Below are 15,099 nucleotides of genomic sequence, written 5' to 3'. Positions count from 1 at the left end.
CGGATCCAATGCGATGTAGTGTATGAGTGTGTGGCTTGGCCGATTAGTGCTCGCGGGCTCAACACCTCGTTGCCTTGGTGCGTACACCCCGAGTCTATCGATCTCGTCTTCTACGAGTGGCCTCCGTGGTATCTCTTTTTCAGGTGGGTTTCGAGCTTAGATGCGTTCAGCTCTTACCCCGTGGTGCGTCGCTGCCCAGCGCGTGCCCTTTCGGACAGCTGGTACACGAGTGGCACCCAATCGTAGTTCCTCTCGTACTATACGATCGTTCCCGTCAGATACCGTTACACCCCCAATAGATAGCAGCCGACCTGTCTCACGACGGTCTAAACCCAGCTCACGACCTCCTTTAATAGGCGAACAACCTCACCCTTGCCCGCTTCTGCACGGGCAGGATGGAGGGAACCGACATCGAGGTAGCAAGCCACCCGGTCGATATGTGCTCTTGCGGGTGACGACTCTGTTATCCCTAAGGTAGCTTTTCTGTCAGCAATTGGCCGCATCAAGCAGCCTAATTGGTTCGCTAGACCACGCTTTCGCGTCAGCGTCCGTCGTTGTGCCGGACACTGTCAGACTTCCGTTTGCTCTTGCGCTCTGTTCCGCGTCTCCGACGCGGATGAGGAAATCTTGGGGCGCGCCCGATATCTTTTCAGGCGCGTACCGCCCCAGTCAAACTGCCCGGCTACCAGTGTCCTCCGCCAGGAGTGAGAGTCGCAGTCACCATCGGGTAGTATTTCAATGCTGGCTCGGTGGCCCGCTAGCGCGGGTACCTGTGTACCGCCTCCTACCTATGCTGCACAATGGCGACCACGTCTCAGTGACAGCCTGCAGTAAAGCTCTATAGGGTCTTCGCTTCCCCTTGGGGGTCTCCAGACTCCGCACTGGAACGTACAGTTCACCGGGCCCAACGTTGGGACAGTGGCGCTCTCGTTGATCCATTCATGCAAGCCGCTACTGAAGCGGCAAGGTACTACGCTACCTTAAGAGGGTCATAGTTACCCCCGCCGTTAACAGGTCCTTCGTCCCCTTGTACGGGGTGTTCAGATACCTGCACTGGGCAGGATTCAGTGACCGTACGAGTCCTTGCGGATTTGCGGTCACCTATGTTGTTACTAGACAGTCGGAGCGCCCGAGTCACTGCGACCTGCCCCATTGCAGGGCAGGCATCCCTTATTGCGAACGTACGGGACTAACTTGCCGAATTCCCTAACGTCGGTTGCTCCCGACAGACCTTGGCTTTCGCCGCCACGAGTACCTGTGTCGGATCTCGGTACGGACAGTGTGTTCGCCTTTTCACGGGCTCTAGGTTGACCTCTCTTGCGCTATCCTACCATTCGGTCGCTTCGTGCCATTACGGCTTCCACGAACTTCGATAGTTCGACCGGGCGAAAGCCCGGCAGAGGCGGCCCCAAAGCGTTGGCTTTGAGTACACACTGGCATAGGAATATTAACCTATTTCCCTGTTGTCAGCTTCGACTTACGGGCTGACTTAGGACCGGCTAACCCTCAGCTGATCAGCATTGCTGAGGAACCCTTACTCGTTCGGCCGTCGGGGTTCTAACCCGACTAACGCTGCTACTATGACCAGGATTTTCGTTACTGAACGGTCCACACGACTTCTCAGCCGTGCTTCCACCCGAACAGAACGCCAACCTACGAGATCACCAGTCTAAGTGGTGCTGCTAGGTCTCGGTGGTAGACTTGAGCCCCGATCATTTTGGGCGCCTCAAACCTCGGCCGGTAAGCTGTTACGCTTTTCTTAGAGGGTAGCTGCTTCTAAGCTCACCTCCCGGCTGTCTAGGGCTTGAGACCACCTTCGATCGCACTTAGTCTACACTTGGGGACCTTAACCCAGCTCTGGGTTGTCTCCCTCACGGTACACAGGCTTACCCCGTGCACCGGACTCCCTGCGTCGAGCGGCGTTCGTAGGTTCGGAGTTGGACAGGGGGGCACACTCCTCTCGGAGTGCGGTCCCCCAATCCGTCGCTCTACCCCACGAACTACCTCGGCAGAGGTGATGCTTCGACATCTTTCGGTTGGAACCAGCTGTTTCCGGACTCGATGGGCCTTTCACCCCTAGACGTAGGTCACGAGAGGGTATTGTAGGACACCAACTCTAACAGGCCTCCACGTGCCTTTCGGCACGCTTCGCCTTGCCCACGCCTAGATCGTCCGGTTTCGGGTCGTGCCCGTTTGACTCCCCGCGCTTGAACACGGCGGCCCTCGTGCAACGCACTGCGGCCATGTCGGTTTCCCTTCGCCTTCCCCGATGATCGGGTTAGACTCGTCAAACAGGCACACTCCCTGGTTCGTTTTTCAAAACGTACGACAGAACACCGGCTTCCCAAACTTCTTACTACAGGTTCGCACCTGATTCATTTCGTCCGGGACCTTGTGTGCCCTGTCGCTCCATCGCCAACTGATTTCACGCCCTATTGCACCTCCCTTCGTGGGGTGCTTTTCAGCGTTCGCTCACGCTACTTGTTCGCTATCGGTCTTGAGGAGTGTTTAGTCTTCGCGGTCGATGCCCGCGATATTCACGAGGGATATCCAACCCCCGATACTCTGGAACTGACTCGTTCCTTACTTGCCGACGGTACGGGACTGTCACCCTGTCTCGTGCTCTATTCCAAGAGACTTCGCGTCGCCGTTCGGGAAGTGATCGTCAGTCCGAACACCACATTGCCCGTGAGGGCTTCGGTTTGGACTGTGTCGCGTTCTTTCGCCAATACTAACGACATCGCGTTTGCTTTCTTTTCCTGTCGGTACTAAGATGTTTCAATTCCCGACGTTCCCCATTGCGCGAAGCAATTGCGGTGGGGATTCCCATTCGGAGATCCTATGTTCTTCGCCTCCGTGCGGCTCCCATAGGCTTATCGCAGCTTGGCACGTCCTTCGTCAGCTCTCAAGCCGAGCGATCCACCAGCTGGCACAGTAGCCACGTTCATCGGATCGGCGTTGCGACAGAGTCGCAACATCGTGACCCGGGAACGGGTCCAGTGGACGCCTGGACTACACGTACACACGGTCTCATCTGCACGCCGGTAGACGGCCGGCCTGCATTGACCCTTCCCACCCACGCTTGCGCGGGGTGGTGCATCGGTTCGTTCGGATTAGACCGAAATCGTCTGCCCCACTTAAGGGGCACGATTCGGTCCAACCCGAGCCATGGACCCACAGGGATTCGAACCCTGGGCATCCTCCTTGCAAAGGAGGCACTCTACCACTGAGCTATGGGCCCACGTCCGCCACAAAGGCGGACAGCGGGAGTAGGTGTTAGCCTTGGTAGTTCAAAGGTGCCCGATCGGCCACGACGTGGGTCGATCGAACGTGGACTGCGTGGCGCTACGCGCCACGACTTTTGGGCCGGGGCGACGCCCCGGTCCCGGTCTGTGGAGGTGATCCAGCCGCAGATTCCCCTACGGCTACCTTGTTACGACTTAAGCCCCCTTGCGGAGCCCAGATTCGACCGGCGTTGCGTCGGCCTCATCCGGACCCCACTCGGGTGCTTTGACGGGCGGTGTGTGCAAGGAGCAGGGACGTATTCACCGCGCCCTTCTGAGGCGCGATTACTACCGAATCCAGCTTCATGAGGGCGAGTTTCAGCCCTCAATCCGAACTACGACCGAGTTTCGGAGATTAGCGCCCCCTCTCGGGGTTGCATCCCACTGTCTCGGCCATTGTAGCCCGCGTGTCGCCCAGCACATTCGGGGCATACTGACCTACCGTTGCCCGTTCCTTCCTCCAGTTTGGCACTGGCAGTCCTCCTAATGTACCCAACCACCGCTAGGTGTTGCTGGCAATTAGGAGTGCGGGTCTCGCTCGTTGCCTGACTTAACAGGACGCCTCACGGTACGAGCTGACGGCGGCCATGCACCTCCTCTCAATGGCTCCGGTAAGGTCATCAACCTGACCTTCACTGCACATTGTCGATGCTGGTGAGATGTCCGGCGTTGAGTCCAATTAAACCGCAGGCTCCTCCGGTTGTAGTGCTCCCCCGCCAATTCCTTTAAGTTTCATCCTTGCGGACGTACTTCCCAGGCGGTCTGCTTCGCGGCTTCCCTGCGGCACAGCACAGGCTCGTAGCCTGTGCCACACCTAGCAGACATCGTTTACAGCTCGGACTACCCGGGTATCTAATCCGGTTCGTGACCCGAGCTTTCGTCCCTCACCGTCGGATCCGTCTTCCAGAGGCGCTTTCGCCACCGGTGGTCCGTCCAGGATTACGGGATTTCACTCCTACCCCGGACGTACCCCTCTGGTCTTCCGGTCCCAAGCCGTGCAGTTTCCACCGGACGCCCGCGCGTTGAGCGCGCGGATTTCCCGATGGACTTGCACGGCCAGCTACGGACGCTTTAGGCCCAATAATAGCGGTCATCACTCGTGCTGCCGGTATTACCGCGGCGGCTGGCACCGGTCTTGCCCAGCACTTATTCCGCGACCTCCTTACGGTCGCAAAAAGCGAGGACTATATGCCCTCGCACTTGGAGTCCCCCTATCGCACTCGCGTGCAGTGTAAAGGTTTCGCGCCTGCTGCGCCCCGTAGGGCCCGGTATCTTGTCTCAGATACCGTCTCCGGGCTCTTGCTCTCACAACCCGTACCGATTATGGGCACGGTGGGCCGTTACCCCACCGTCTACCTAATCGGCCGCAGCCACATCCTATGGCGCCGGAGCGTTTCGGATTCACACCACTCCAGGTCGTGAATCGTATCCCGAATTAGCCTCAGTTTCCCGAGGTTATTCGGATCCATAGGGTAGTTTGGCCACGTGTTACTGAGCTATCTGCTACGAGTCTGAACTCGTGCAACTAGCATGGCTAAATCGGACTCCAATAGCAATGACCTCCGGCAGGATCAACCGGAATGCTATTTGATCTCCCCAGTTGGGGAGGGTCTGTTGGCGGTGAATGTTGGTACACACTCACACATGGGTCCACGTTCGCTGACGCCGGTCGTGTGACCGATCGGGCGTCACCGAACTACCAAGGCTAACATCAGATCCCATCTGTACGGCGGACCGCAGGGGTGGAATCCTCATTTCCTTCGGACGTATTCGTACACCGTCTGGGGTACATAACCCCTTCGGGTTCGAACTATCCGAGATGACGGACCGAGTTGAACGGCCCGTCGATCACGTCGTCTTTTGCATTCACATCCGAATGCCCTCGAGCATATAAGGGCGTCGGATCGCACCCGCACCGGAAAACACGGCCGGCGAGGGGTGTACGATCACGACTGAACGCCCGGACACGTATAAGGGCCCCGGACTGTCACGGCCGGTTCCCGGACGTGACCACGTCCTCGGTGGAGCCCTCGAGTGTCAATAAGGCCGTCGGAACGAACCGACGAAATTCGAGAGCAGATGTGCAGTTCCTCCGTGCCGGGTGACGGCCGAAGGACGCGACGGCGAGCGCCGCGTTGTTCGCATTACAATCGAGTGCCCGGGAGGTACATAAGGCCGTCGAACGATCCTCGCATCGAATCCCGATACCATAGCACGATTTTCCACGAGAACGGCCGTCGTGTTACTACTAAAACACCCCTGGCTCGAGCAGCGCGATAATCGGTCGCGAGAATGTCACGCGGGCGGAGGTCGGCCGGTCATCCCACCCTCGTAGGGAGTCGGGCCGGATGATACCCGCGTGCGTCGTCGTCGGGCGTGGACGCGCAAGAAGGCTTCGTGTCACCGACCGCTGACGGCCGTTCGTGTCAATCAGTACGGGCGGTCGGCTCGGGCGAGTGCGAGCCGCATCGATGCCGATAAACCACGTGCGTCGTAAGGTAGGGACGAATGGTCCGGGACCCGTTCGCTTCGGAGTCGACGCCGTCCGCGGAGGAGATCTGCTCTGCGCTGGACGATCCCGACTGCCGCGAGATAATCCGCAACCTCGAGGAACCCATGACTGCGTCGGAACTCACGAAGCGGTGTGAGATCCCGCAGTCGACGCTGTACCGGAAACTCGAGTTACTGACCGAGGCGACACTGCTCGAGGAGTCGACCGAGATTCGACAGGACGGCCACCACGCAAGCAAGTACTCGGTCGCGTTCGACGAGATCACGCTGGGGCTGGACGAGAAGCGGCAGCTGACGATCGAGATCGAGCGGCCGACCCGGACAGCCGACGAGCGACTCGCGGAGCTGTGGTCGGAGGTGCGAAAGGAAACATGAACCCGTTTCCTGCCGGTCCGACGGAAACGATGCTCGCGCTGGCGGTCGTGAAGACGCTCGTCCTCGTGGTCGGAAGCGTCATCACGTACTTCGCCTTCAAGGCCTATCGACGGACGCGCCAGCCGGCGCTTGGCTATCTCGCAGCCGGGTTCGGGATCGTGACGCTCGGGTTCGTTCTGGCCGGCATGCTGTACGAGGTGCTCGGTGTCGCGCTCGTGACGGGAATCTTGCTCGAGAGCCTGCTCGTGTTGATCGGCTTTCTCGTGATCGCGTACTCGATGTACGCACAGTGAGCGGTCGCCGTGCAACGGTTGCGGACGTAACGGATGGTTGTGGAGTTCTCGTCTCGGTACCGCGCTCGAGGCGCGTTTCGCTATCGCAGCGGCACGGAGATGCCACGCCGTTCCTGACCGACTTACTCGGGACTGGTCCGTGATTCGCCGGTAGCAACCTCCGGTTCAGCGCGCGCCGGCGTAGCGTTGAGCGGCTACCTCGGTCAGGTCGTCCGTTCGATGGCCGGCGTCACCGATTCAGCGTGTGAATCGCGTGCCCGAGCGCGTTCTCGGCGGCCTCCATCACGGACTCCGAGAGGGTGGGGTGGGTATGGACCGTCGCGGCGACGTCCTCGAGGGTCGCGCCGAGTTCGATCGCGAGGCCGAGTTCGGCGATCAGTTCCGAGGCTTCGGGGCCGACGATCGAAGCCCCGAGCAGGTAGCCGGCGTCCTCGTCGGCGACGATTTTGACGAACCCATCGCTCTCGCCGGTCGTCAGCGCGCGGCCGCTGGCCCGGAACGGGAACTGGCCGGTGACGGGCTCGAAGCCGGCCTCGGCGGCCTCGGACTCGGTCATTCCGACGGTCCCGATCTCGGGATCGGTGAAGACGGCGGCGGGCATGGCCTGATAGTCGATCGCGGCGGGTTCGCCGGCGATAACTTCGGCGGCGACCTTGCCCTCCGCGCTGCCCTTGTGGGCGAGCATCGGTTCGCCGGCGACGTCGCCAACGGCGAAGATATGGTCGATATTCGTGCGCGCGCGGGAATCGGTTTCGACGAACCCGTCGTCGTCGGTCTCGACGCCGGCTTCCTCGAGGTCGAGCGTGTCCGAGACGGGCCGGCGGCCGACGGCGACGAGGACCTTCTCGGTCTCGAGTTCGAGACGCTCCGCTTCGACGGCGTCGGCGCTCCCACCGTCGGCAGCGGCGTGGTAAGCGGGTTCGGCGACGACGCGGATTCCCTCCTCATCGTCTCGCTCGGCCCAGTCCGACACCGTGTACCCGAACTCGAAGTCGATCCCGAGGTCGTTGGCTCGTCCTTTGACGGGGCGTTTGAGATCGTCGTCGTACCCCGGCAGTATCGAGTCGAGCATCTCGATCACGGTCACATCGGTCCCCAGTTTGGCAAAGACGCCCGCCAGCTCCATCCCGATATAGCCCGCGCCGACGACGACGAGCGAGTCCGGTACCGACTCGAGCGCCAGCGCCTGTCTCGAGTCCAGCACGGGCTCGTCGCCGAAGTCGAAGTTGGGGATCTCGATGGGGCGGGAGCCGGTCGCGACGATGGCGTGTTCGAACTCCAGACTCTCCGAGCCCTGGCCCTCGCCGCTGTGGGAGACGCGGGCGGTGTTCTCGCCGGCGAAGCGAGCGGTGCCCTCGAGCAGGGTCACCCCATTGGCCTTGCAGAGCTTTTCGACGCCGCCCGTGAGCTGGTCGACGACGCCGTCTTTCCACGCCATCATCTCGCCGAGGTCGATCTCCGGCTCGGCGTGGATTCCCATCTCCTCGGCGGTCGCGGCGTCGTGAGCCACGTCGGTCGCAGTGATCAGGGTCTTCGACGGGATACAGCCGTAGTTCAGGCAGGTCCCGCCGTAGGCGTCCTTCTCGACGAGCGTGACGTCGAGGTCGAGCTGTCCCGCGCGGATCGCGGCCACGTAGCCCGCGGGGCCCGCGCCGATTACGAGTACGTCCGTGCCGGTCGTGACGTCTCCGACGACCATCAGCGATCCGCCTCCGTCGTGCGTGTACTGAATGTCATGTTCGGTAGCTCCGTCTTCGGTCACTCGAGCAATAGTAGGTGCGGGTTCTCGAGATACTCCATGACGGTGTTGGTAAACTGCGCGCCGACCGCACCGTCGATCAGTCGGTGATCGAACGACAGCGAGAGGGTCATCACGGAACGCGGTTCGATCGACTCCGCCCCGTCCTCGTCGGTGACGACGCGGGGCTTGCGCTTGATCTCCCCGATCGCGAGGATGCCCGCCTCGGGGTAGTTGATGACCGGCGTGGCGTACTCGCCGCCGATACCGCCGATATTGGTAATCGTAAACGTCGAGCCCCGGAGTTCGTCGGGACTGATCGTCCGGTCGCGGGCCTTCTGGACGACCTCGTTCATCTCCGAGGAGAGTTGCAGGAGCCCCTTCCGGTCGGCGTCCTCGAGGACGGGGACCATCAGTCCCACGTCGGTCGCGGTCGCGATCCCGATGTTGTAGTAGTCGCGGTAGACGATTTCCTCGCTGGCCTCGTCGATGACCGCGTTCATCTCGGGGTGTTCGTGCAGCGCCGCGACCACGGCCTTCACGATGAACGGCATGTAGGTCAGCCGGATCCCGCGCTCCTCGGCGCGCGGTTTGAGGTCCTCGCGGGCCGCGACGAGTTCGGTCACGTCGACCTCGTCGTGGTGGGTGACGTGGGGCGCGCTGTACTTGGACTCGACCATCGCGTCGGCGATCGTCTTGCGCACGCCCGTGAACGGCTCGCGGCGTTCGCGCTCGCCCTCGGCGAAGTCGGTGCCCGTCGTCCCGACCGATTCGCCCGCCTCGAGCGCTTCGCGGTCGGCTTCTTGTGCCTGCCGCTGGGCCTCGGCGTACTCGCGGACCGTCTCGGGCGTGACAAAGGCCGCGCCGTCGTGCTCCTCGTCGGTGGGGACGGCGTCGATGTCGACGCCTTCCTCCTGAGCGATCCGTCGCGTCGCGGGCGCTGCCAGCGTCTTGTCGCGGTCGGCGGGCTCGACCTGCCCCGGCGTCTCGCGTCGCCGGGCGCTCGAGTCCGCGGTCGCCGTCGTCGCGCTCCCGGCGGCCGTCTCCTCGGCGGCACCAGCGCCGACGCCGCGTCCGGTCGAATCGGCCGTCTCGGACGCGACCTCGTCTGCCGCCGCGCCGGCGCTCCGTGACTGCGACCCCGCCGTCTGGCCGCCGGACTCGCCGCCCGCCGCGGCCCGCACGTCGGCCGCGGTGATCCGCCCGCCGGGACCGCTCCCCCGAACGCTCGAGAGAGCGATCCCCTGCTCGCGAGCCATGCGGCGAACGCGCGGCGGCGCGAAAACGCGGTCGTCGGGCGGGGCGACAGCTTCGGTGTCGGCACCGGTCGCCCCGGGATCACCGGCGGCCTCGCCCTGCTGCTCGCTCGGTTCGTCGACGCCGGCGGGTTCGCCGGTCAACTCCTGCTCCGATTCGGTCTGCTCTGTGGCTCCTTCGCTCTCTTCGCCTGCGACATCGAACGAGATGATCACCGTCCCGACGGGGACGACCTCGCCCGCCTCGACGTGTAACTCGCGGACCGTACCGTCGACCGGCGCGGGGACCTCCACGAGGGCCTTGTCGGTCTCGACCTCCGCGACCGGCTGGTCCTCGGTGACCTCGTCACCCGGCTCGACCAGCCACGAGACCAGTTCGCCCTCCGCGACCCCTTCGCCGACGTCCGGTAGTTCGAACTCCCTGACCATGGTTAGAACTCCGCGGCCCGTCGAATGCCGTCCTCGATGCGCGCCGCCTCGGGGAGATAGTAGTCCTCGAGCGCGTACAGCGGGAACGGGGTGTCGAACCCGGTGACCCGTTCGATCGGCGCCTCCTGATACAGCAGCGACTCCTCCTGTAGGGTGGCGGTGATCTCCGCGCCCAGCCCGCCCGTCTTGGGGGCCTCGTGGACGACCGCCGCGCGGCCGGTCTTCTCGAAGGACTCGACGATCGTCTCCTCGTCCAACGGCGACACCGTTCGCAGGTCGACGACCTCGGCGTCGATCCCCTCCGCGGCGAGGTTCTCGGCGGCCTCGAGGGTCGGCCGGGTCATCGCGCCCCACGTGTAGACCGAGACGTCCGAGCCCTCGCGGCGGACGGCCGCCTCGCCGAGTGGCACCTCGTAGGGCTCGTCCGGGACGTCCTCACGGAACGCCCGATAGATCAGCTTCGGCTCGAGGAAGATCACCGGATCCGGGCTCCGGATCGCGCTGATCAACAGCCCCTTCGTATCGTAGGGAGTCGAGGGAACGACGACCTTGAGCCCGGGCTGGTGGACGAACATCGCCTCGGTCGACTCGGAGTGGTGTTCCGGGGCGCGAATGCCGCCGCCGTAGGGGGCCCGGATCACCATCGGGCAGGTGAATCGCCCGCGCGAGCGCGTTCGCAGGCGCGCCGCGTGCGAGACGATCTGGTCGAATCCGGGGTAGATAAAGCCGAGAAACTGGATCTCGGGGACCGGTCGCATCCCGTAGGCGGCCATCCCGATCGCCGTGCCGACGATGCCGGACTCGGCCAGCGGGGTGTCGACGACCCGGTCCTCGCCGAACTCGTCGTAGAGCCCCTCGGTCGCGCGGAAGACGCCGCCGTTTTTCCCGACGTCTTCGCCCATGACGACGACGTCGTCGTCGCGTTCCATCTCCGTGTGTAGTCCGTCCCGGACCGCCTGTACCAGCGTCAAACTCTCCGATCCTGATTCTGCTGCCATGTGTTAGCCCTCCAAGAGCGCGTCGTCGCCGTGATCCTCGCGGATCGATTCGAAGTACTCGAGTTGCCGTTGCAGCCGCCGGGGCATCCCCTCGTAGACGTGGGCGAAGATCTCCTCGGGATCGGGCCGGTCGAACGACTCGGCCCCCTCGATGGCGTCGGCCACGTCGTCCTCGATCCGGGCCTCGATCGCGTCGACCCGTTCGTCGTCGAGGATCCCGTTCGAGCGCAGATACGTCTCGAGGCGCGGGATGGGGTCCTTCTGTTTCCAGCGTTCGACCTCGTCCTCGTTGCGGTAGACGGAGGGGTCGTCGGCGGTGGTGTGGGCACCGAACCGGTACTGGACCGCCTCGATTAGCGTCGGTCGCAGTTCGTCCGCGTCGGGGTCTTTGGCCTTCTCGACGGCTTCTTTGGTAACCTTGTAGACCGCCAGCGGATCCATCCCGTCGACCTGGACACCTTCGAAGCCGTAGGCGGCGGCCTTCTGGGAGAGGGTCTCGCTCGCGGTCTGGCGCTCGCGGGGCACCGAGATGGCCCACTGGTTGTTGTTACAGAAGAAGACCGTCGGCGTGTCGAAGACGCCGGCGAAGTTCAGCCCCTCGTGGAAGTCGCCTTCCGATGTCGCGCCGTCGCCGAAGTAACAGACGAAGGCCTTCTCCTCGCCGTTGAGCTTCGAGGCCCAGGCCGCGCCGGTCGCGTGGGGGATCTGGGTCGCGATCGGAACCGCGACCGAGAACATGTTGACGTCCTCGGGGATGTAGTTGCCCTGCTCGTGGCCCATCCAGTACAACAGGGTACGCTCGAGCGAGAGGCCCCGAACCAGCCCGACGCCGTGTTCGCGGTAGCTGGGGAAGACCCAGTCGCCGTCGGCGAGTGCGTGGGCACTGCCGACCTGTGCGGCCTCCTGGCCCGACAGGGGCGGGTAGGTACCCATTCGACCCTGGCGCTGGAGGCTGACAGCCCGCTCGTCGAACCGCCGGACGAGTCGCATCTGCTCGTACATTTCGACGAGTTCCTCCTCGGAGAGGTCGGGCACGTCGGCGCCGTCGAGGACGCGGCCGGCCTCGTCGAGGACCTGTACTCGCTCACGGGGGTCGCGCTGTAACGTACTCACGGGGAAACCCACCTGTACATATCCTACTGAACTATCGCTCAGGGTAAAGGAGTTTCCCAAAATACGTTACTATTAGTGTGATTCTTCGGGGCAGTCATCGAATCACCGTTCGATACCGAACAGTATCGGTTGAAGACGTGCAAAACAGATCATTCTTTGATGTTCGTGAAATTCGAGTCGTGAGAGGGGGAGCGGATTGGACGAACTCGGACTTCGGTCGCGAGCGGGCTCGCGGCGGACTGCCGATGGACTCGAGTAGGTTCGTCGGCCGTCGCTCAGACGGATTGCTGCCCCGATGTCCCGGCGCACCCGCCGCTCGTGTCGCGGGTGCGCCGGCAATGACTGGCAGGTAGCCGTATCAGGGCTCCGTTTGCTGGGGCCTCGAGCGGCGGGCGTCGGCTCTCGCTTCCTCGAGGCTCTTGCCCTCGGCCAATACGGCGTCGACGAACAGTTCGCCGGCCTTGTACGACGAGCGGACCATCGGGCCGCTGGCGCAGTAGAGAAACCCCAGTTCTTCTTCGGCGACGCGTCGCCACGTCTCGTACTTGTGTGGATGGTCGTAGCGACGGACCGCGAGGTGGTCCCGCGAGGGCCGCAGGTACTGCCCCAGGGTGACGATGTCGACGCCGCGTTCGCGACAGTCAGCGAGGGTCCGATAGACCTCGTGGTCGTACTCGCCGTGGCCGAGCATGATCGATGTCTTGGTGAAGATGTCGGACTCGCGGTCGACCTGCTCCAGGACCGAGAGGCTCTGTTCGTAGCCCGCGCGGCGGTCCCGAACGGGGTACTGCAGGCGTTCGACGGTCTCGACGTTGTGGGCGATCACGTCCGGTTCGGCGTCGACGATCTTCCGGACGAGCCGTTTCTCACCCCGAAAGTCCGGGATCAGCACTTCGACGAGGATGCCGGGATGGCGGGCCTTGATCTCGCGGATCGTCTCGGCGAAGTGGCCCGCGCCCTGGTCGGGGAGGTCGTCGCGGTCGACGCTGGTCAACACGACGTAGTCCAGTCCGATCGTGGCGATAGCGTCGGCGACGTTTTCCGGTTCGTCTGGGTCGAGCGGCTCCATGCCGCCGGTCTCGACGTCACAGAAGTTGCAAGCGCGCGAGCAGCGATCGCCCATGAGCATGAACGTGGCCGTTCCGCCGTCCGCCGACCCGCCGCCGGGTCCCGACCGACCGGACCAGCACTCGCCCAGATTGGGACAGTTGGCCTCCTCGCAGACGGTATGGAGGTCGTACTCGCGCAACGTCTCCCGAATACCGGTAAACTCCTGACCCGACGGCGGGCGGCTCTTCAGCCAGTCGGGCTTGCGCGCGCGACGCATACCAATACATCGGGCCGCGCAGGCAAAAACCGTGGCGATCCGGTGAACGACCGCCGGGTGCAGTACGCCTCGAGTCGTCGTCGGCTCGAACGGATCGGCGGTAACGGGTCCGTTACCCCGATAGCTTTACGGACGGGCACGGAATAGGGGGGCCGATGGCCCTCGGTTCGACGCCCGACTGGTTTCACATCAGCGACGACGAGGACGTCGTCTGGGAGAGCCGTCCCCATCCGGTCACGATGGGAACGCGGCTGCCGGTCGGGATCGCGATCGCGATCGCGGGGTTTCTCCTCGCCGGCTGGAGCGGGACCGACGGCATCGGGACCCTGACGGTCCTCGGCGTCCTCGTGACCGTCGTCGGCACGGCCGTCGCCGGTGCCCGCTATCTTCGCTGGACGAACACCCGCTACGTCATCACCTCGACGGAACTCTACAAGAAACGCGGCGTCGTCTCCAGAGACATTACCCAGTTTCGCCTCGAGCGAGTCCAGAACACCAGCCTCCGGCAGTCGTGGATCGGCCGCATGCTCGGGTACGGCGATCTGACGGTCTACACTGCGGGCTCGGGCGAGCCGGAGCTGACCTTCGAGCGGGTACCCAGTCCCGAGCGAGCGAGCAGTCGGCTCAGCGACCAGCTCGAGGCCGTCGCGACCGACGAGTCGACCGTCTGAGAACCACAAGACCCACTATTGCGGTCCCGGGAGCCCCGATACGATGTCGACGACTCGAACGGCGTCCGGCGAACCCGCGGTATCGAGCCGCTCGAGCATCGCGGCGAGTGCGGGCGTCGGCGTCCTGACGGCCGCGATCAGCTATCTCGTCACCTACCTGCTGATCGGGAGCGAGATCCGCGAGCGGTTCGGCGACGGCGTCGTCGACTGGCGGGGCGTTGCCTGGTACTTCTACGAGGCCCCACATGGTCGACGTGGAAGTCACCGGGCGGGTCGGTTCGGTCGGCGGGAGCGACACGCTCGATCTCATCGCGCAAACGGGCGGAACAGCCGACCTGCTGTACGTCGTCGTCCCGCTCGCGCTGGTCGCGGCCGGGGCGGGACTGGCCGTCCGGCTGGGGGCGAGCGAGCTCGGCGACGCCATCACCATCGGCATCCCGATGATGATCGGCTACTCGGCGGTGCTGAGCGTCGGCGCGGTCGCCGCCGAGTCGACGGCCGAGGTGTCGGCGTTCGGAATCGAAGCGACGCGGACGGTCGCGCCGGCGCTCGTGCCCGCGGTCGTCCTCGGCGGCGTGATCTACCCGCTCGTCTTCGCCACGCTCGGGGCCGCGATCGCGACGGTCCTCGCGTCGCGGTAGCCGGAGACGACTCGAAGGAAACGCCTTTGACCCGCCGCTTCTCCTGTCCGTGTGATGGAGGTCGCCGAGATTCTCCCCGAGTTCGCCGACGCCTTCGCCTTCGAGGAGTTCAACCGCATGCAACGCGAGGCCCTGCCGGCCTTGCTCGAGTCGTCGGAGAACGTGGTCGCGAGCGCGCCGACGGCCTCGGGGAAGACGGCGCTCGCGGAACTGGCGATCTGTAAGTCGCTCGCGGACGGCGGTACCGCGCTCTTTATCGCGCCGATGCGAGCGCTGACCAACGAGAAGGAAGACGACTGGGACCGCTTCGAGGCGCTGGACTATTCGGTCTACGTCGTCACCGGCGAGCGCGATCTCAACCCCCGCCGCGCGCGCCGGGCGGACATCCTCGTGATGACTCCCGAGAAACTGGACTCGGCGACCCGCAAACACGACTCCCGACGCTACGACTTCGTCACCGACA

9 protein-coding genes, 1 tRNA gene, 2 rRNA genes and 1 pseudogene are annotated in these 15,099 nt (G+C 63.9%); 5 read left to right on the top strand and 8 right to left on the bottom strand.

Translation table 11 applies throughout. The features are described from left to right. Positions 1–25: 25 nt before the first annotated feature. The 3 genes from A6E15_RS00065 to A6E15_RS00055 all read right to left on the bottom strand — a co-directional run bounded on the left by A6E15_RS00065 (position 26) and on the right by A6E15_RS00055 (position 4,866). Positions 26–2,947, bottom strand: a 23S ribosomal RNA gene (locus A6E15_RS00065). Positions 2,948–3,169: 222 nt separating this feature from the next. Further along, positions 3,170–3,241, bottom strand: a tRNA-Ala gene (locus A6E15_RS00060). 152 nt (positions 3,242–3,393) lie between these two features. Continuing rightward, positions 3,394–4,866 (bottom strand): 16S ribosomal RNA (locus A6E15_RS00055). Together the 16S and 23S rRNA genes with 1 tRNA gene alongside form the textbook arrangement of a ribosomal RNA operon. A 926-nt stretch (positions 4,867–5,792) precedes the next feature. Between A6E15_RS00055 and A6E15_RS00050 the strand changes: the two genes are divergently transcribed. Then, complete coding sequence (locus A6E15_RS00050) at positions 5,793–6,170, top strand: winged helix-turn-helix domain-containing protein (RefSeq protein WP_076142826.1); 378 nt, start codon at positions 5,793–5,795, stop codon at positions 6,168–6,170. Then, positions 6,167–6,463: a DUF7521 family protein gene (locus A6E15_RS00045; RefSeq protein ID WP_006648662.1), complete on the top strand. Its 297-nt coding sequence runs from the start codon at positions 6,167–6,169 to the stop codon at positions 6,461–6,463. The genes A6E15_RS00050 and A6E15_RS00045 overlap by 4 nt, the downstream gene beginning before the upstream one ends. Before the next feature lie 229 nt (positions 6,464–6,692). On the opposite strand, the gene lpdA is transcribed toward A6E15_RS00045, so the two are convergent. From lpdA to lipA, 5 genes are all read right to left on the bottom strand, one after another. Continuing rightward, on the bottom strand, positions 6,693–8,162 hold the full coding sequence (lpdA, locus tag A6E15_RS00040; RefSeq protein ID WP_076142825.1) for a dihydrolipoyl dehydrogenase: 1,470 nt from the start codon (positions 8,160–8,162) through the stop codon (positions 6,693–6,695). A 59-nt stretch (positions 8,163–8,221) separates the two neighbouring features. Further along, entirely contained in the window at positions 8,222–9,886 is a 1,665-nt protein-coding gene (locus A6E15_RS00035) for a 2-oxo acid dehydrogenase subunit E2 (protein ID WP_076142824.1), read from the bottom strand. Positions 9,887–9,888: 2 nt separating this feature from the next. Further along, entirely contained in the window at positions 9,889–10,884 is a 996-nt protein-coding gene (locus A6E15_RS00030; RefSeq protein WP_076142823.1) for an alpha-ketoacid dehydrogenase subunit beta, read from the bottom strand. Between the two features lie 3 nt (positions 10,885–10,887). After that, positions 10,888–11,997: a pyruvate dehydrogenase (acetyl-transferring) E1 component subunit alpha gene (gene pdhA / locus A6E15_RS00025; protein WP_076142822.1), complete on the bottom strand. Its 1,110-nt coding sequence runs from the start codon at positions 11,995–11,997 to the stop codon at positions 10,888–10,890. 358 nt (positions 11,998–12,355) lie between these two features. Then, positions 12,356–13,324 (bottom strand): lipoyl synthase, encoded by a 969-nt coding sequence (gene lipA, locus A6E15_RS00020; protein WP_076142821.1) that lies wholly within the window; start codon positions 13,322–13,324, stop codon positions 12,356–12,358. A gap of 155 nt (positions 13,325–13,479) precedes the next feature. Here lipA and A6E15_RS00015 point away from each other — a divergent pair, with 155 nt between their 5' ends. The 3 genes and pseudogenes from A6E15_RS00015 to A6E15_RS00005 all read left to right on the top strand — a co-directional run. Next, a complete protein-coding gene (locus A6E15_RS00015) occupies positions 13,480–13,995 on the top strand; it encodes a PH domain-containing protein (protein WP_076142820.1) in 516 nt (171 codons plus the stop codon). A 43-nt stretch (positions 13,996–14,038) separates the two neighbouring features. Further along, positions 14,039–14,636, top strand: a pseudogene (locus tag A6E15_RS00010) (hypothetical protein). Between the two features lie 54 nt (positions 14,637–14,690). Continuing rightward, positions 14,691–15,099: DEAD/DEAH box helicase (locus A6E15_RS00005; protein ID WP_139326547.1), on the top strand; the 409-nt coding region annotated here is incomplete at its 3' end.

The sequence above is a fragment of the Natrinema saccharevitans genome, assembly GCF_001953745.1.
Lineage (GTDB): Archaea > Halobacteriota > Halobacteria > Halobacteriales > Natrialbaceae > Natrinema > Natrinema saccharevitans.
This window is presented reverse-complemented; position numbering and strand designations above follow the sequence as displayed.